Here is a 15,464-nt window from a genome sequence, read left to right on the forward strand (position 1 = left end):
CAATGCAAGGAGAGTTCATGTCAGTTTCAACATTCCCCATCAAGCGGCGCACGCTGCTTGCTGGTTCCGCAGCCACCCTGGCGCTTGGCGCTGCGCCCGCATGGGCTGCCTACCCCGACAAGCCCATCAAGATCATCGTTCCCTGGGCAACGGGCGGTAGCACCGATGCCATTACCCGCGTGCTGGCACAGCGGCTGAGCGAAGGGCTGAAGCAACCCGTGATCGTCGACAACAAGCCGGGTGGCGCGGGCCACGTCGGAATTGACCAGGCCGCCAAGTCGGCACCCGATGGCTATACGCTGGCGATCGTGGAGTTGTCGCACGTGTACGCGCCCGCAGTTGTTGCCAACCTGCCTTACGACATGCTGCGCGACTTCACGCCGATCACGCTGGTGGGTACATCGCCCATGGTGCTGTTTACCGGCATGGGTCCCGAAAACAGCGACTTCAAGACTTTCCTGAAAACTTCTTCGACCACCAAGGGTGGGCCCCCTGCCATGGCGAACAGCGGCACAGGGTCTATCAGCCACCTGGTGGGTGAGCTGTTTTCCCAGGAAACCAAAATCAAGTTCAACATGGTGCCTTACCGCGGCGGCGCGCCGGCGATGGTTGACCTGGCTGCCGGCCAGGTGTCCTCTTACTTCGCCACGCTGGCGACCGGCTCCAGTCTCATGGCCGCCGGAAAGGTCAAGGCGCTGGCGGTGACGGGCCGCAAGCGCTCGGACGTCCCCATCCTGCGCTCCTTGCCGACGATGACTGAGCTCGGCTTGAAGAACATGGATGTGGCGCAGTGGTGGGCGCTTGTTGCGCCAGCGACCACGCCGCTTGAAGTCACCGAGCGGCTTCGCCTCGAACTCCTGAGTGCGATGTCGGATTTCAAGGTGGTGGAACGTATGTCTGCTTTGGGCGTGGAAATGAAAGGTACTTCACGCGACCAGTTGCGTGGATTCCTTCGGGCGGAGTCGGAGCGCTGGCGCACCCTGGCGCGTAACGTGGGACTGAAGCCGCAATAACTTCAGTTGCTTCAACGGATTCGGCTCATCACTGAGTCGATGAGTACCAGCGCCGGCGAGTCCAGCCGGCGCTGTGGTGCTATAGCTGCAGGCCCAGCCAGCGTCGTGCGGCTGCGTTCAGCGACTCCTGCAGACCCGTTGTCAGCAAAGTGATGTGGCCGGGTGCGTCGCCTTGCCGCAACTGCCCGGCGGCTTCGAGCAAACGGCGGGTCTGCCGCGCGACCGGCTCGCCGGTCTCGATCAGGCGGACGTCGGTGCCCACCATTTTCTGCAGTGTGTCCCACGCGAAGGCGTAATGCGTGCAGCCCAGCACCAGAGTATCGACCTGCCCGGCTTGGCCGCCGAAGGGTCCGATCGCTTGCGTGTATTCACGGCATAAAGCACTGATCTGCGCAATATCATGGTTCTGGATCGCATCGGCCAGCCCGTCGCACGGCTGCAGGATGAACTCGGCCTGGCCTTTCAGCGAATCGTGCAGCGCGCGCAGCTTGGCGCTTGCCACCGTGCCGCGCGTCGCCATCACGCCGATGCGGCGTGTCTTGCTCAACGCGACGGCCGGCTTGAGTGCCGGTTCGACGCCGACCAGCGGCAGGTCAGGGTGCTCGGTTCGTACGAGGTGAACGGCGGCCGCCGTCGCGGTATTGCACGCGATCACCAGTGCCTTGATCGCATGCTCTTCGCGCAATTTGCGCACGACGGCACGCGTGCGCTCAATGACAAAAGCGTCGCCGCGCTCGCCATAAGGCGCGAAGCCCGCGTCGGCCAGGTAGACGAAGGACTCCACGGGCAATTCGGCCCGCAATGCCTTGAAGACGCTAAGGCCACCCACGCCGCTGTCGAACACGCCGACCGGCCGGTCGGCGCCGGCATGGCCTCCGCTCACGCGGCTGCGACGGGAATGTTTTTGAACTCGCCGGTGGCGATTTTCTTTTGCCACTCGGCTGGGCCGGTGATGTGCGCGCTGGTGCCGCCCGCATCCACCGCCACGGTCACCGGCATGTCGACCACGTCGAATTCGTAGATCGCTTCCATGCCCAGATCGGCAAAGCCCACGACCTTGGCGGTCTTGATGGCCTTGCTGACCAGGTAGGCAGCGCCGCCGACAGCCATCAGGTAGGCGCTCTTGTGCTTCTTGATGGCTTCGATGGCAACCGGGCCGCGCTCGGACTTGCCGATCATCGAGATCAGGCCGGTCTCAGCCAGCATCATTTCAGTGAAACCGTCCATGCGGGTGGCGGTGGTCGGGCCGGCAGGTCCTACGGCTTCATCACGCACCGGATCAACCGGGCCGACGTAATAGATGACGCGGTTGGTGAAATCAACCGGCAGCTTTTCGCCCTTGCCCAGCATGTCCTGGATACGCTTGTGCGCTGCGTCACGGCCGGTTAGCATCTTGCCGTTGAGCAGCAGGGTCTGGCCGGGCTTCCAGCTGGCAACTTCTTCTTTGGTCAGCGTATTGAGATCGACCTTCTTGCTCTTCTTGTAGTCGGGCGTCCAGTTCACGTTGGGCCAGAGGTCCAGTGAAGGCGGGTCCAGATAGACCGGGCCGCTGCCGTCCATCACGAAGTGCGCGTGGCGTGTGGCAGCGCAGTTGGGAATCATCGCGACGGGCTTGCTGGCGGCGTGCGTCGGGTACATCTTGATCTTGATGTCCAGCACGGTGGTCAGGCCGCCCAGGCCCTGCGCGCCTATGCCCAGCGCGTTGACCTTCTCAAACAGTTCAAGGCGCAGCTCTTCGGTCTTGGTCATCTTGGCGCCCGAAGACGATTTGGCTTGCAGCTCATACATGTCCAGGTCGTCCATCAGGCTTTCCTTGGCCATCAGCACGGCTTTTTCGGCGGTGCCGCCAATGCCGATGCCCAGCATGCCGGGCGGGCACCAGCCGGCGCCCATGGTGGGCACGGTTTTGAGCACCCAGTCGACCACCGAATCGCCGGGGTTGAGCATGACCATCTTGCTTTTGTTTTCGCTGCCGCCGCCTTTGGCCGCCACGGTCACGTCGATCTTGTTGCCGGGCACCAGCTCGGTGAAGATCACGGCCGGTGTGTTGTCCTTGGTGTTCTTGCGGTCGAACTGCGGGTCGGCCACCACCGAGGCGCGCAGGGTGTTGTCAGGGTGGTTGTAGCCGCGCCGCACGCCTTCGTTGATGGCGTCGTCCAGGCTGCCGGTAAAGCCTTCCCAGCGAACGTCCATGCCGACTTTAAGGAACACGTTGACGATGCCGGTGTCCTGGCAGATCGGGCGCTGGCCGGTCGCGCTCATCTTGCTGTTGGTGAGGATCTGTGCAATCGCATCCCTGGCGGCCGGGCTTTGCTCGCGCTCATAGGCTCGCGCCAGGTGGGCGATGTAGTCGGTGGGGTGGTAGTAGCTGATGTACTGCAGGGCAGCGGCTACGGATTCGATGAGGTCGGCTTGCTTGATCGTGGTCATGGTGGGTCGTCGTTATGAGGGCGTTTCGGGGAAATTTCGGGCAAACCCCGCAATTATCCGCCCTTGGCGGGCAACTCGGGCATGTCGGGCGAGAGGATCCAAAACCCTTCAGATGAGAATCTTTCTCGTCTGCAGTCATACTAGGACTCTTAACCATCTTTTTTGACGCGCAGGATATTTCCATGACGACAAGCAGCACGCGCACGGAGCGCGATACCTTTGGCCCTATCGAGGTGCCGGCCAACAAACTCTGGGGTGCGCAGACGCAGCGCTCGTTGCAGAATTTCGACATCTCGGGCGAGCAGCAGCCACGTGAAATCATCAAGGCGCTGGCGCAGGTCAAGCGCTCATCGGCCAGGGTCAACCATGCGTTGGGCCTTCAGGACGAGAAAAAAACCAAAGCCATCGTGGCCGCAGCCGACGAGGTGATCGCGGGCGGGCATGCGGACGAATTCCCCCTGGTGGTATGGCAGACGGGCTCCGGCACGCAGACCAACATGAATGTCAATGAAGTGCTGGCCAACCGCGCCAGCGAAATTCTGGGCGGCGAGCGCGGCGAGGGCCGCCTGGTGCACCCCAATGACGATGTCAACCGCAGCCAGTCGTCCAACGATGTGTTTCCTACCGCCATGCATGTTGCCGCTGTAGAGGCCATGACCCACAAGCTCCTGCCAGCGATTGCGAAGTTGCGCGCGACGCTGGCGCAAAAAGCCAAAGACTTCGACAGCATCGTGAAGATTGGACGTACCCATCTGCAGGATGCGACACCACTCACCCTGGGCCAGGAGTTCTCGGGTTATGTCGCGCAGCTTGACCACGGCGAAAAGCATGTGCGTGCCGCCTTGCCGCACCTGTATGAACTGGCGCTCGGCGGTACTGCCGTTGGTACGGGGCTGAATGCACCGAAGGGGTATGCGGAGCAAGTGGCGGCCGAACTGGCCACGCTGACAGGCCTGCCTTTTGTGACCGCACCCAACAAGTTCGAAGCGCTGGCCTCGGTCGACGGCCTGGTGCATGCGCACGGCGCCCTCAAAACACTGGCAGCCAGCATGATGAAGATTGCCAACGACGTGCGCTGGCTGGCCAGCGGCCCGCGTAGCGGCATCGGCGAGCTCAGCATTCCCGAGAACGAACCTGGCTCGTCCATCATGCCGGGCAAGGTCAACCCGACGCAGAGCGAAGCCGTGACCATGTTGGCGGCGCAGGTGTTCGGCAACGACGTGGCCATCAACTTCGGCGGTGCCTCGGGCAACTTCGAGCTCAATGTGTTCCGGCCCATGGTGGCGCACAACTTTTTGCAAAGCGTGCGCCTGCTGGCCGATGGCATGGTGAGCTTTAACGACCACTGCGCCGTCGGCATTGAGCCGAATCGCGAACGCATCGCCGAGCTGGTTGACCGCTCGCTGATGCTGGTGACGGCACTGAACACGCACATCGGCTATGACAAGGCCGCCTTCATCGCCAAAAAGGCGCACAAGGAAGGCAGCAGCCTGCGCGATGCGGCACTGGCCTCGGGCCATGTCACGGGCGAGCAGTTTGATGCCTGGGTGCGGCCTCAAAACATGGTGGGCTGACGCCGGCCGCAACCCGGTTCGGCGGTGGTTGGCTGATGGTTTGAAGAGGCCAAGGGTTTACCCTATGATTGCTTCTGTAGATGCTCACGCAACAAAGGAAACTCATGACCGCTTTCGCCCTGTATCTGAAAATTGCCCAACCCGCCGTCAGGGCGCGCGCACGCCTTGTGCTGCGTGAGTTGCTTGCTGCTACGCCTCTGCATATTTTTATCAGCGCGCTGCGGCCCCGCTAATTGTTGCCGGGCGGTTTGCGCCGCCATCGATAGACCGCGTGACGCGGTTGCTTTTCTCTCTCTCGTTTTTTTTTCAGTGCCTCCCAGGCCCGGTGCAACGCCGGGCGTTTGCTGACCCTCGAATTGCGTGTTCAGGCTCAGCTCGGCCATTACCCGCACACCCTCATCTTGTGAATTGAATCCGTCGCAGAAACCGGGGGGTAACGCTGCATGATTCTTTCAATCAGCTTTCGTTTTTTTCGCGTTGCGTAAAGTTTTTTCCAAACTTGATCGCGATCAAGCGGGCTTCGAAATGCGCGCTCTCACAATCCGCCCACAACAACAGCATCAGCGATTGCAAACGCAATTTCCACGGCATACAACGACAGGAGACTTTCATGACACACGCCAATACGGCCACCCCCGCGCCATCGAACGCTCATCGCTGGATACAGCTTCTCTTGGGCATCGTCTGCATGGCGATGATTGCCAACCTGCAATATGGCTGGACCCTTTTTGTCAATCCGATTGCCGACAAGTACGGCTGGAGCAAGGCCGCCATCCAGGTTGCTTTCACGATTTTTGTGTTGACTGAAACCTGGCTCGTGCCGATTGAAGGCTATCTCGTCGACCGTTTCGGGCCACGTCCGGTGGTCATGGTCGGCGGCATTCTTTGCGGCGTGGGCTGGGTTATTAATTCCTTTGCCGATTCACTGATGCTGCTCTACATCGCTGCTGCGATCAGTGGCGTTGGCGCGGGTGCGGTGTACGGTACCTGTGTCGGCAATGCCTTGAAGTGGTTTCCGGATCGCCGAGGCCTGGCTGCGGGTCTCACGGCTGCAGGTTTTGGCGCGGGCTCCGCGCTCACTATTCTTCCGATCTCGGCCATGATCAAGGGCAGCGGCTACCAGTCTGCCTTCCTGTACTTCGGGATCATTCAGGGCGTGATCGTATTTGTCGTGTCGTTCCTGTTGACGCGGGCACCGGCGAACCTGGCCAAGAGCGGCTCGATCTCCACGATCAATGTGCAGCAGAGCCGGCGCGACTACACACCGTCCGAAGTCCTGCGTTCACCGGTGTTCTGGGTGATGTACGTCATGTTCGTGATGGTGGCGGCCGGCGGGCTGATGGCTACGGCCCAGCTCGGACCTATCGCCAAGGATTTCAACGTCGGCGACGTGCCCGTCAGCATCATGGGTCTGGCGCTGCCGGCGCTCACATTTGCCCTGGCCATTGACCGCGTGCTTAACGGGCTCACCCGTCCGTTCTTTGGTTGGGTGTCGGACCAGATCGGCCGTGAAAAAACGATGCTGATCGCCTTTGGCATCGAGTCGGTGGGCATCCTGGCTCTCTACCAGTTTGGCCACAACCCGGTTGCCTTCGTGGTACTGACGGGCATGGTGTTCTTCGCCTGGGGCGAGATCTACAGCCTCTTTCCATCAACCTGCGCCGATACCTTTGGCTCCAAGTACGCCGCATCCAACGCCGGCCTGCTGTACACCGCCAAGGGCACGGCGTCGCTGCTGGTTCCGCTGTCCAGCGTGCTCACGGCGATGACGGGCAACTGGCACGCCGTGTTCATTGTCGGCAGCGTCATGAACGCGATTGCTGCCCTGATGGCGTGGTATGTGCTGCGCCCGATGCGGCGCGCCGAGATGGAAAAGGCTGTGCTGCCGGCGGCCGCCTCCGGCAAGGCTGCCAGCTTCGGTCATCTTCCGCAGTCCGCGCAATAAATAGAGTAGAGGTCAGGGCTTGCGGTCCGATGCATTCAGTGGCGCTTGGCCGCAATGGCTGACATCACGGCTGAGCCATGAGCTGCGGCCTCCGCTGTGTGGGAGTACCTGCCTGCCAGGCTGCGTCTCTGGGACAATGGCGGCATGCTCAAGTTTGTCTACCGCACACTGAACCAGTTCATCAATTCGCAGTCGCTTTCGGGCGTGGTGCTGGCGCTGGCCGCTGTGGCGGCGCTGGTACTGAGCAACTCGCCATGGAGTGAGACTTACAACCGGTTTGTGCAACTGCCAGGCGAACTGCGGGTGGGCGGTGATCTGCTGGTGCTTTCCAAGTCGCTACTGCATTGGGTCAATGACCTGTGGATGGCGGTGTTTTTCTTTCTGGTGGGCCTGGAGATCAAGCGCGAATTGATCGAGGGCGAGCTGGCCTCGCGTGCACAGGCGCTGTTGCCGGCGGGCGCTGCGTTGGGCGGCATGGTGGCGCCGGCGCTCATCTACATGGCGATCAATGCCGGCGACCCGGTCGCGATGCGCGGCTGGGCGATTCCGGCCGCCACCGACATTGCCTTTGCGCTGGGCATCCTGGTGCTGCTGGGCAGCCGCGTGCCGGCATCGCTCAAGGTGTTTTTGACGGCTGTCGCCATCATTGATGACCTGGGCGCCATCCTGATCATTGCGTTTTTCTACACCGAGGGTTTGTCGGTGATGGCGTTGGTGGCCGCCGCGATCGGTGGGTTGCTCTTGCTGGCCTTTAACCGGGCGAAGGTGATGGTTGTAGGGCCCTACGTGGCAGTGGGCCTGGTGATCTGGCTTTTCGTCTACAAGTCGGGCATTCATGCAACGCTGGCGGGCGTCATTACCGCGCTGGCGATTCCCCTTTCAGACGGCAAAGGCGGCTCGCCGTTGAAAACCGCTGAGCACGCGCTGCACCCCTGGGTGGCTTTTGCGGTGTTACCGATGTTTGCGTTCGCCAATGCTGGAGTGTCGCTTCAGGGGGTGACCGTCGGAACGCTTCTTCAGAGCGTGCCCTTGGGTATCACGGCAGGCCTGCTGGTGGGCAAGGCGGTCGGCGTGTTTGGGGCTTCCTGGCTGCTGATTCGCTTTGTCGGTGCACGCCTGCCCGCCGGCGCTGGCTGGAGCCAGTTTTTTGGTGTCTGCCTGCTGTGCGGCGTGGGCTTTACCATGAGCCTTTTCATCGGTGCGCTCGCATTTGCCGGCCAGGATGCGGCATACGAGACGCAACTAAAGCTGGGTGTGCTGTGCGGTTCGTTGTTGTCAGGGGTGCTGGGTGCGGTGATGCTGATGCGCGCCAGCACCCCAAAAAAGGCGCCGGACTAGCTGTCCGGCGTGGCTCGCTTAGTGCTTTTGCGCGGCGATGGCGGACATGATCTTGTCGGTGTAGGCGATCGCAATCGCCGACAACAGGAAGGTGATGTGGATCACCGTTTGCGCAATCAGGACCCTGTCGGTGTAATTGTCGGCGTTAATGAAGGTCTTCAGCAAGTGGATGGAGCTGATGCCGATGATGGCCGTTGCGAGCTTCACTTTCAATACCGAGGCGTTCACGTGGCTCAACCATTCGGGCTGGTCCCGATGGCCTTCGAGGTTCATGCGGCTCACAAAGGTTTCGTAGCCGCCCACGATCACCATGATCAGCAGGTTCGAGATCATGACCACGTCGATCAGCGCCAGCACTACCAGCATGATGACCGTCTCGTTGAGCGACACGATGGGCGTGGAGGTCTTGTAGCCGATGCTGGTGATCAGCGACTGCAGTGCGGTCTGGCTGCCGAAGGCGGCTTCAATCAGGTGCCACAACTCCACCAGAAAGTGCAGCACGTACACGGCCTGAGCGGCGATCAACCCGAGGTACAGCGGCAATTGCAGCCAGCGGCTGGCAAAAATCAGGTTGGGCAAGGGGCGCAGGGGCGAAATTTTGGCGGGGGTGGGGGATTGGGTGGATTCAGTCATGATGGCGTAAGCTGGGGGTTTGCGGCATTGTAGGGGGAGCGCAGGTATCCCCTGAATTGCAGAAGTTGTAAGGTTCAAGCCAGTCAGTGGCTTGTAAGTGCGGCAGAAGACAGTACCACGCATTCAGTGACAAACAGGAGACAAAACCAATGAGCGCCCCTTCATCCGCGATCGAATCCACCCTGGTTGAAAATCGCATCTTTCCGCCGACACCAGCCACCGTAAAGGCCGCGCGTATTTCGGGTATGCCGGCCTACCAGGCGCTGTGCACCGAAGCCGAGAAGGACTTTGAAGGGTTTTGGGCTCGCCTGGCGCGCGAAAACCTGAGCTGGAAGAAGCCATTCACCCAGACACTGGATGAGTCCAATGCTCCGTTCTACAAGTGGTTTGCCGATGGTGAACTCAACGCTTCCTACAACTGTCTGGACCGCCATCTGGGCACACCGGTCGAAAACAAAAAAGCCATCATCTTTGAAAGCGACGACGGCAAGGTCACCAACGTCACTTACAAAGAATTGCATGCCAGGGTCAGTCAGTTTGCGAGCGCGCTGAAAGGCGCCGGCATCAAAAAGGGCGACCGCGTCATCATCTACATGCCAATGACGGTCGAAGGCGTGGTGGCCATGCAGGCTTGCGCGCGCATAGGCGCCACGCATTCGGTGGTTTTCGGCGGCTTCTCGGCCAAGAGCCTTCAGGAGCGTATTCAGGACGCCGGCGCCGTGGCCGTTATTACCGCCAATTACCAGTTGCGTGGCGGCAAAGAGCTGCCGCTCAAAGCCATCGTCGATGAAGGCATCGCCATGGGCGGCTGCGAGTCGATCAAGAACGTGATCGTCTACCAGCGCACCGCCACTGCCTGCAACATGGTGGCCGGCCGCGACAGCCTGATGCACGAGATCACCGCCAAGGCGGCACCGGTGTGTGAGCCCGAGTTCGTCGGCGCAGAGCACCCGCTTTTTATCCTTTACACCTCGGGCTCGACCGGCAAGCCCAAGGGCGTGCAGCACAGTACCGGCGGCTACCTGCTGTGGGCCAAACTCACCATGGACTGGACCTTCGACATCCAGCCCGCCGACGTGTTCTGGTGCACCGCCGACATCGGCTGGATCACCGGCCACACCTACGTGGCCTACGGCCCGCTGGCTGCCGGCGCAACGCAGATCATCTTTGAAGGCATACCGACCTTCCCGAATGCGGGCCGCTTCTGGCAGATGATCGAAAAACACAAGGTCACGATTTTCTACACGGCGCCTACGGCCATCCGTTCATTGATCAAGGCCGCCGAGGCTGACGAGAAGGTGCATCCGGCCCGCTCAGACTTGAGCAGCCTGCGCATCCTGGGCTCTGTTGGCGAGCCGATCAATCCCGAAGCCTGGATGTGGTACTACAAGAACGTGGGTGGCGAGCGTTGCCCCATCGTCGATACCTTCTGGCAAACCGAAACCGGTGGCCACATGATCACGCCGCTGCCCGGCGCTACGCCGCTGGTGCCCGGCAGCTGCACGCTGCCATTGCCCGGCATCATGACCGCCATCGTCGACGAAACCGGCAAGGATCTCCCTAATGGCGCAGGCGGCATGCTGGTCGTCAAGCGGCCCTGGCCCTCCATGATCCGCACGATCTGGAACGATCCGGACCGTTTCAAGAAAAGCTATTTCCCCGAAGAAATGGGCGGCACGATTTACCTGGCCGGCGACGGGGCAGTGCGCAATGTCGACAACGGCTACTTCCGCATCACCGGCCGCATCGATGACGTGCTGAATGTGTCGGGCCATCGCATGGGCACCATGGAAATCGAATCGGCACTGGTAGCGCACTCTACGCTGGTGGCCGAGGCCGCCGTGGTGGGGCGGCCCGATGACTTGACGGGCGAAGCCATTGTGGCCTTTGTAGTGCTCAAGCGTTCACGCCCGACGGGTGAGGAAGCCAAGGCGATTGCCAAGGAGCTGCGCGACTGGGTGGGCAAAGAAATCGGCCCGATCGCCAAGCCCAAGGACATCCGCTTTGGCGACAACCTGCCCAAGACCCGAAGCGGCAAGATCATGCGCCGCCTGCTGCGCGGCATCGCCAAGGGCGAGACCATCACCCAGGACACCTCGACGCTTGAAAACCCTGCCATTCTCGATCAGCTGTCTGAAAAGCAGTGATCGAGAACGTGGCGTAGCCGCGTCAGCGAAGCTGGGGCAGGGTTGGGGGACACTCATATCGCGAAGCGATGTGACGTGGCCACAAAACCCTGCCATTCTCGATCAGCTGTCTGAAAAGCAGTGATTTGAAGCGGCATAAAAAAAGCCCGTCAATGACGGGCTTTTTTTGGGCCAGAAGCCCTCGGTTATTTCTGGGTCAGGATCCAGGCAACCAGCTTTTTGGCTTCGTCTGGGCTTACCTGGGCGTTGGCTGGCATGGGCACCGGGCCCCAGACGCCTGAACCACCCTTGATGACTTTGGCGGCCAGCTTGTCTGCTGCGTCTTTTTGCCCTGCATATTTGGCTGCGACATCCTTGTAGGAGGGTCCAACCAGTTTTTTGTCAACGGCGTGGCAAGCCATGCAGTTTTTTGCGGTTGCCAGTTGCAGATCCGCCAGTGCAGGGGTTGATACTGCAAAAACTGCAGCCATGGAAGCGATGACCGAAAGAATGCGTTTCATGGATTGTCCTCGTGGGGAGTTGTGGATTCGGTTACAGTCAATTAACGTCATTGTAGTGGTGCCGGTTGACCCGGGTTTCAAGGGTTGACCCGGCCAAACCACCACACATTCAGAGGAGTTACAGATGTTTTTTCTATTGGTTGGAATTGCTGCATTGGCACTGAAGTATCTCGAAATCGGTCCCGTTGCTACATTGAGCTGGTGGATTGTGCTTTCTCCATTCGCGCTTGCAGCCCTCTGGTGGTGGTGGGCGGATGCATCGGGCTATACCAAGCGTAAGGAAGTGGACAAGATGGACAAACGCAGGCAAGACCGCATCGACAAGCAGCGTGAAGCCATGGGCATGCTTTCGGCGAAGAAAAAGAAATAGCTGATACAGCGCAACTAGCTAAGACGCCAGTCAAGTTACCCGGTTTTCGCAACTGGCAGCTGGCCCCAAAGCAAAGAGCCCGTGAAGTCTGTAACTTCACGGGCTCTTTGCGTTTCAGCGGATCAAATCAATAGTCGTCCAGCACCGCACCCTTGCTGGCACTTGATGCATTGAAAGCGAACTTGGCCTGGACGCCCCGGGTATAGCGTGGCGCAGGGGCTTTCCAGCCGACCTTGCGTTTAGCCAATTCGGCGTCACTGATATTCAGTTGCAACAGGAGTTGCTTCGAATCAATGGTGATCGAATCGCCTTCGTTAATGAAGGCGATATTGCCGCCAGCCGCAGCTTCAGGCGCCACGTGGCCGACCACCATGCCCCAGGTGCCGCCCGAGAAGCGGCCGTCTGTGATCAGGCCCACGCTTTCGCCGAGGCCGGCACCGATCAGCGCGCCGGTGGGGGCCAGCATTTCAGGCATGCCGGGGCCTCCTTTGGGTCCGAGGTAACGCAGCACCATGACATCGCCGGCCTTGATCTTGCCGGCCAGGATGGCTGCCAGCGCGGACTGTTCGTCATCAAACACCCGGGCCGGGCCGGTCATGACGGGGTTCTTCAGGCCGGTGATTTTGGCTACGCAGCCTTCGGGCGAGAGATTGCCCTTCAGGATGGCCAGGTGGCCCTGCGCATACATCGGATTGTTGATGGGGCGGATCACGTCCTGGTCGGCGCGCGGCACCTCGGGTACATCCTTGAGCGTCTCTGCGATGGTCTGGCCGGAGATCGTCAGGCAGTCGCCATGCAGCAGGCCGGCGGCCAGCAGCGTTTTCATCACTTGTGGAATGCCGCCGGCGCGATGCAGGTCCACGGCAAGGTATTTGCCCGACGGCTTCAGGTCGCACAGCACTGGCGTACGCTGGCGTACGCGTTCGAAGTCATCAATGGTCCATTCGACGCCGGCTGTGTGGGCGATGGCCAGGAAATGCAGCACGGCATTGGTGGAGCCACCGGTGGCCATGATCACGGCTACGGCATTTTCAATCGCCTTTTTTGTGACGATGTCGCGCGGCTTGATGTCCTTCTTGATGGCTTCGACGAGCACTTTGGCCGACTCTTTGGCCGAATTCATTTTTTCGTCATGCGGGTTGGCCATGGTGCTGGAGTAGGGCAGTGAGATGCCCAGGGCCTCGAAAGCGCTGGACATGGTGTTGGCCGTGTACATGCCGCCGCAGCTGCCGGTGCCCGGAATGGCGCGGCGCTCGATTTGCAGCAGGTCTTCGTCGCTCATGCGCCCGGCGGCGTTTTCGCCCACGGCTTCAAAGACGCTGACGATGTTGAGGTCTTTGCCCTTGTAGGTGCCCGGCAGGATGGTGCCGCCATAGACGTAGATCGCCGGCACGTTGGCGCGCAGCATGCCCATCAGGCCGCCCGGCATGTTCTTGTCGCAGCCACCAACCACCAGCACGCCGTCCATCCACTGGCCCTGCACGCAGGTCTCGATGCAGTCGGAGATCACTTCGCGGCTCACGAGGGAGTACTTCATGCCCTCGGTGCCCATGGCCATGCCGTCGGAAATCGTGGGTGTGCCGAATACCTGCGCGTTGCCGCCAGCTTCCTCGATACCGGCAATTGCCGCGTCGGCCAGTTTTTGCAGGCCGCTGTTGCAGGGCGTGATCGTGCTGTGCCCATTGGCCACGCCGATCATGGGTTTTTTGAAATCGTCGGCCTCGTAGCCCATGGCGTAGTACATGGAGCGGTTCGGCGCGCGCGATTTACCCTCGGTGATGTTCCTGCTGCGTGGGTTGGCAACGATGTTGACGGTTTTGGTTTCCATGGGTGTCTCGTGGTGTTGGCTACTGTGGCTTGCCCGCGTTTGACCTTGGGCATTCATCGGGAGAAACAGAGTATGCGTGCTTTGATTGATTCTTTCCAATCCATTATTAATCATCTATTAATATGTATGGCATATGAAAGATATTCTCGGCACCACGGGCATGGCTTCCCGTAAACCGCCCTTGATCGAGCTTCGCCTGTGGCGTCAGTTTCTGGCAGTGGCCGAGGAACTTCATTTCGGCCGCGCTGCCAAAAGCCTCAACATGACCCAGCCGCCGCTCACGCAGGCCATTGCGCAGCTGGAGGCGCATTTGGGCCTCAGATTGTTCGACCGCACCAAGCGTAGCGTGCAGCTCACGACGGCAGGTGCTGCCTTGGTGCCCGAAGCGCGTGACCTGCTGACACGTGCCTTGGCTCTTCCGGCATATGCGCGCGCCAGCGCGGACGGCGAGGCCGGGCGCTTGCGGCTGGCTTTTGTGTCTACGGTCGGTTTTGAGTTGTTGCCGCGTTGGGTGCAGGCCTTTCGCGAGCAATACCCCAAGGTGCAGCTGGAATTGATAGAGGCGACCGGCGACGTGCAGCTGCAGGCTTTTGAGCGCGGAGAGATCGACGCGGGCTTCATGTTGCATTCCCCTGGTTTCGCGCCGCCAGGCCTGGCCTGCCGGCACATCAGCCAGGACCCGTTGGTGGTGGCGCTACCCGGGCAGCACTCGCTGGCAAGCAAGGCGACGCTAGCGCTCCCTGATCTGCTGGGCGAGCCTTTAGTGATCTTTCCGCGGCGAATCGTTCCGTCACTTTACGACGCGATTTTTGCGATGTATCACGCCGCAGGGCAATTGCCGCAGGTTGCCCAGGAAGCCATCCAGATGCAGACCATCGTGAACCTGGTATCCGCCGGGCTCGGCGTGGCCTGGGTTCCCGAGAGCGTGCGGCAGTTTCAGCGCCCTGGCGTGGTGTATCGCAGCCTGCCTGGTGGCAGGCCTTCCATGCGTAGTGGTGCACGGGGTGCTTCGGCCGTGGTGCCTGGCTGTGAGACCAGTCTGGTCTGGCCGCGGGCCAGCGCCAACCCGGCGCTTGCCCGCTTTATCACCTTTATCGGCGCATAGACCGCTCGAAGGCTTCTTCCCGTTCGCGTTGCCGGCGCGCCGCCACCGCACTTTGCTGCTGCTGCTTTTCCGCTGGGGTGAGTTCGCGCTGCTCCATTCTTCGTTGGGCTATTTCGCCGGCACTGCTGCAGCGGGCGCCGTGGGTGGCTTCGCAATTGGCAATGATCTGTTTGTCGGAGGCTTGCGCCTGGGTTTGGGCACCGCCTTTGCGCAGGCCGCCCAGTGCCGAGGGCATGGCCTGGCGCGATCCGCCGCTGGATCGGTCAGCAGCAGCCGCCCGCGCATTCGCTGCAGCGTTTTCCGCCGCCCAATCCTTGGGGGCTGCGGCGGCTCCTCCATTGCCATAAAGCACGCCGGGCACGCCTGTTACAGGTGTGCCGTCAGTGGATGCTGGTGCCGCGGCAGGGGCGGGTGCGCGGACAATGAGCTTTTCATTGCCACCGCCGCCGGTCGCACAGGGCGTTTGTGAAAACACCTTTTTGCCGGCTGAATCAAGGCATTGGTAGACCTGTGCCGCAGCGGGTTGGATGCACAACAAACCCAAGCCTGAAACAACGGTAAAACAGAATAAATGACGCATG

14 protein-coding genes are annotated in these 15,464 nt (G+C 60.9%); 7 read left to right on the forward strand and 7 right to left on the reverse strand.

The genetic code is table 11. The features are described from left to right. Window positions 1-17 precede the first annotated feature (17 nt). Window positions 18-1,013: a Bug family tripartite tricarboxylate transporter substrate binding protein gene (locus AC1DY9_RS02715; RefSeq protein WP_457280317.1), complete on the forward strand. Its 996-nt coding sequence runs from the start codon at window positions 18-20 to the stop codon at window positions 1,011-1,013. Between the two features lie 79 nt (window positions 1,014-1,092). Here AC1DY9_RS02715 and murI read toward each other — a convergent pair whose 3' ends face one another. Both murI and AC1DY9_RS02725 read right to left on the reverse strand, forming a co-directional pair. Beyond that, a complete protein-coding gene (gene murI / locus AC1DY9_RS02720; RefSeq protein WP_457280318.1) occupies window positions 1,093-1,896 on the reverse strand; it encodes a glutamate racemase in 804 nt (267 codons plus the stop codon). Next, window positions 1,893-3,443 carry a fumarate hydratase gene (locus AC1DY9_RS02725; RefSeq protein WP_477665742.1) on the reverse strand — a complete coding sequence of 517 codons (1,551 nt, stop codon included), beginning with the start codon at window positions 3,441-3,443 and terminating at the stop codon, window positions 1,893-1,895. Before AC1DY9_RS02725 ends, murI begins: the two co-directional genes overlap by 4 nt. 182 nt (window positions 3,444-3,625) lie before the next feature. On the opposite strand from AC1DY9_RS02725, the gene fumC reads away from it, so the two are divergent. Continuing rightward, a complete protein-coding gene (fumC, locus tag AC1DY9_RS02730; RefSeq protein WP_457280320.1) occupies window positions 3,626-5,017 on the forward strand; it encodes a class II fumarate hydratase in 1,392 nt (463 codons plus the stop codon). Between the two features lie 62 nt (window positions 5,018-5,079). Here fumC and AC1DY9_RS02735 read toward each other — a convergent pair whose 3' ends face one another. Continuing rightward, the gene (locus AC1DY9_RS02735; RefSeq protein WP_477665743.1) at window positions 5,080-5,400 is read right to left on the reverse strand and encodes a hypothetical protein; all 321 of its coding nucleotides are present in this window, start codon (window positions 5,398-5,400) and stop codon (window positions 5,080-5,082) included. 227 nt (window positions 5,401-5,627) lie between these two features. Here AC1DY9_RS02735 and oxlT point away from each other — a divergent pair, with 227 nt between their 5' ends. Both oxlT and nhaA read left to right on the forward strand, forming a co-directional pair. Further along, window positions 5,628-6,962, forward strand: coding sequence for an oxalate/formate MFS antiporter (gene oxlT, locus AC1DY9_RS02740; protein WP_457280322.1), 1,335 nt, complete (start codon window positions 5,628-5,630; stop codon window positions 6,960-6,962). A gap of 144 nt (window positions 6,963-7,106) precedes the next feature. Then, window positions 7,107-8,300, forward strand: coding sequence for a Na+/H+ antiporter NhaA (gene nhaA, locus AC1DY9_RS02745; protein ID WP_457280323.1), 1,194 nt, complete (start codon window positions 7,107-7,109; stop codon window positions 8,298-8,300). Between the two features lie 18 nt (window positions 8,301-8,318). Here the strand turns inward: nhaA and AC1DY9_RS02750 are convergent, their stop codons facing one another. Then, on the reverse strand, window positions 8,319-8,933 hold the full coding sequence (locus AC1DY9_RS02750) for a YqhA family protein (RefSeq protein WP_457280324.1): 615 nt from the start codon (window positions 8,931-8,933) through the stop codon (window positions 8,319-8,321). 149 nt (window positions 8,934-9,082) lie between these two features. Between AC1DY9_RS02750 and acs the strand changes: the two genes are divergently transcribed. Next, window positions 9,083-11,080, forward strand: coding sequence for an acetate--CoA ligase (gene acs / locus AC1DY9_RS02755; RefSeq protein WP_457280325.1), 1,998 nt, complete (start codon window positions 9,083-9,085; stop codon window positions 11,078-11,080). Between the two features lie 185 nt (window positions 11,081-11,265). Here acs and AC1DY9_RS02760 read toward each other — a convergent pair whose 3' ends face one another. Beyond that, window positions 11,266-11,580, reverse strand: a complete 315-nt coding sequence (locus AC1DY9_RS02760; RefSeq protein ID WP_457280326.1) for a c-type cytochrome — start codon at window positions 11,578-11,580, stop codon at window positions 11,266-11,268. Between the two features lie 124 nt (window positions 11,581-11,704). Here AC1DY9_RS02760 and AC1DY9_RS02765 point away from each other — a divergent pair, with 124 nt between their 5' ends. Then, window positions 11,705-11,950 carry a TIGR04438 family Trp-rich protein gene (locus AC1DY9_RS02765; protein ID WP_457280327.1) on the forward strand — a complete coding sequence of 82 codons (246 nt, stop codon included), beginning with the start codon at window positions 11,705-11,707 and terminating at the stop codon, window positions 11,948-11,950. Window positions 11,951-12,077: 127 nt separating this feature from the next. On the opposite strand, the gene ilvD is transcribed toward AC1DY9_RS02765, so the two are convergent. After that, on the reverse strand, window positions 12,078-13,778 hold the full coding sequence (gene ilvD / locus AC1DY9_RS02770; RefSeq protein WP_457280328.1) for a dihydroxy-acid dehydratase: 1,701 nt from the start codon (window positions 13,776-13,778) through the stop codon (window positions 12,078-12,080). Between the two features lie 133 nt (window positions 13,779-13,911). On the opposite strand from ilvD, the gene AC1DY9_RS02775 reads away from it, so the two are divergent. After that, window positions 13,912-14,883, forward strand: coding sequence for a LysR family transcriptional regulator (locus AC1DY9_RS02775; protein ID WP_457280329.1), 972 nt, complete (start codon window positions 13,912-13,914; stop codon window positions 14,881-14,883). Here AC1DY9_RS02775 and AC1DY9_RS02780 read toward each other — a convergent pair. Next, window positions 14,870-15,463, reverse strand: coding sequence for a DUF4124 domain-containing protein (locus AC1DY9_RS02780; protein ID WP_457280330.1), 594 nt, complete (start codon window positions 15,461-15,463; stop codon window positions 14,870-14,872). The two genes, AC1DY9_RS02775 and AC1DY9_RS02780, sit on opposite strands and share 14 nt — an antisense overlap. Window position 15,464 lies beyond the last annotated feature (1 nt).

This window comes from Polaromonas sp. P1_F6 (assembly GCF_056405695.1).

Excerpts from the sequence above, each read along its gene's own strand:
- AC1DY9_RS02765 (WP_457280327.1), top strand. The coding sequence starts at position 11,705 with ATGTTTTTTCTATTGGTTGGAATTGCTGCATTGGCACTGAAGTATCTC.
- AC1DY9_RS02750 (WP_457280324.1), bottom strand. The coding sequence starts at position 8,933 with ATGACTGAATCCACCCAATCCCCCACCCCCGCCAAAATTTCGCCCCTG.
- nhaA (WP_457280323.1), top strand. The coding sequence starts at position 7,107 with ATGCTCAAGTTTGTCTACCGCACACTGAACCAGTTCATCAATTCGCAG.
- fumC (WP_457280320.1), top strand. The coding sequence starts at position 3,626 with ATGACGACAAGCAGCACGCGCACGGAGCGCGATACCTTTGGCCCTATC.
- oxlT (WP_457280322.1), top strand. The coding sequence starts at position 5,628 with ATGACACACGCCAATACGGCCACCCCCGCGCCATCGAACGCTCATCGC.
- AC1DY9_RS02735 (WP_477665743.1), bottom strand. The coding sequence starts at position 5,400 with ATGGCCGAGCTGAGCCTGAACACGCAATTCGAGGGTCAGCAAACGCCC.
- AC1DY9_RS02760 (WP_457280326.1), bottom strand. The coding sequence starts at position 11,580 with ATGAAACGCATTCTTTCGGTCATCGCTTCCATGGCTGCAGTTTTTGCA.
- AC1DY9_RS02725 (WP_477665742.1), bottom strand. The coding sequence starts at position 3,443 with ATGACCACGATCAAGCAAGCCGACCTCATCGAATCCGTAGCCGCTGCC.
- AC1DY9_RS02775 (WP_457280329.1), top strand. The coding sequence starts at position 13,912 with ATGAAAGATATTCTCGGCACCACGGGCATGGCTTCCCGTAAACCGCCC.
- acs (WP_457280325.1), top strand. The coding sequence starts at position 9,083 with ATGAGCGCCCCTTCATCCGCGATCGAATCCACCCTGGTTGAAAATCGC.
- AC1DY9_RS02715 (WP_457280317.1), top strand. The coding sequence starts at position 18 with ATGTCAGTTTCAACATTCCCCATCAAGCGGCGCACGCTGCTTGCTGGT.
- AC1DY9_RS02780 (WP_457280330.1), bottom strand. The coding sequence starts at position 15,463 with ATGCGTCATTTATTCTGTTTTACCGTTGTTTCAGGCTTGGGTTTGTTG.
- ilvD (WP_457280328.1), bottom strand. The coding sequence starts at position 13,778 with ATGGAAACCAAAACCGTCAACATCGTTGCCAACCCACGCAGCAGGAAC.